We start from the raw sequence: 1,416 nt of genomic DNA, 5'->3' as shown, positions 1-1,416 counted from the left end.
TTTCAATGTTCCATATAAAGGTGATTTTGAAAATTCAATTATTATATCTGAATATTGTTTTTCTGAAATTATTCCAACTGAAATTAAATGAGTTCATCACGGGTAACTATCTGATTTATATTTATAAATATCTGAAGGAGATTCTTCATTAATTTCAATTTTATTATTTAAAGGATATTTTGATGTTGGTGGTGCTTGACTTTCTAAATGACTATATGAAATTTTTGCATTTATAATGCGTGCATTTTTAAATACTTGTCTTTGTGAATTAGAACTATGGTTACCTATATTTAATAATTCTAAAATATTTTTACCTTTAATATAGTTTTTTGCAATACTTCAAGGTAAAAAACTTTCAGTAAATCAATATTGAAATATTCGTACATTGGGGTTTGTTTCTATTGGCATTGATAACAATGGTACTAAACTAGCATTTTCAATATTTGATGATGGATAAGAATAAATACCATTCACATTGCCTCAACATTTAATATTACCAAATAACATTGATTTAGGGTATTTAATCTCAATCCCAGTAAATACTGTGTCATCTGGCAATGATTTTTGTAAAACTAAATGAATACTATTTTGGTTTTTTCATTTAAAGTCAGTTATTTTAACTAAATGCGTAGATTTAATAATATCAACACCATCGGGTGTATAAGGCCGTTTGTATTCTTCAATGATATAACATTCATTTTTATTGTCTTCCGTAATTGGTTCATTAATAGACACTATTTTTAAGTTTAATGTTTCTAAAAATGCTTTGTCTTGTTTTGACATATCATTAATTAAAATATCTTTTTCATCAATCATTACATAACTTGTACTATTATCTTGGACTGTAGTATTTTGCTGTATTTGTAATTTAAAATTAAAATCACTAATTTCATAGCCAATAATTTTAATATATTCATCTTTGTCAATAAAACCTATTTTAACGCTATTTTGAGAGTAATTTAAGATTGATTTTTGCTTTGTCTTAACAAGATTATTGATTTTATAAATATATAAGGTTCTAGCACGGTCTTCAGTAAATAATTGTTCTAAATTGGGGTCGCTATATTGTGATTGATTAGCAAAATCTAACGGAATACTATCAATTGAATAATCAATTGGTTCATCATTTGCTAATTGTGCTAACATTTTTTCAGATGGTTTTAACATTATTCTTGTTCTCCTTGTTCTTCATTAGGCATATTAATAATAGTTTCGTTGTTTTTTAATTGTCTGTTTAAAGTAGCATTTACTGGTAAGTGAACATCAACAATTAACTCATCAATATTTTTAATATTAAATGTTCTACTGTTTAAAATCGCATTATCATATTTAATTAACTTCATAACGAATTCAGTTAATTTAATTTCTCTAATATATATCATTTGTTCGTATGATGCGTTTGTTTGAATATTTACA

At 24.9% G+C, this 1,416-nt stretch carries 2 protein-coding genes; both read right to left on the bottom strand.

The window, feature by feature from the left end; translation table 4 throughout:
* A partial coding sequence (locus D9R21_RS06480; protein WP_148108878.1) for a hypothetical protein occupies positions 1–1,167 on the bottom strand: 1,167 nt, incomplete at its 3' end.
* Positions 1,167–1,416 (bottom strand): hypothetical protein (locus D9R21_RS07615; RefSeq protein WP_158613975.1); only part of this gene is annotated, 250 nt, incomplete at its 5' end. The genes D9R21_RS06480 and D9R21_RS07615, both read right to left, overlap by 1 nt.

The sequence above is a fragment of the Spiroplasma endosymbiont of Megaselia nigra genome (genome assembly GCF_003987485.1).
GTDB lineage: Bacteria > Bacillota_I > Bacilli_A > Mycoplasmatales > Mycoplasmataceae > Spiroplasma.
Note: the sequence above shows the minus strand (reverse complement) of the source record. Positions and strands in the feature narration are given on the sequence as shown.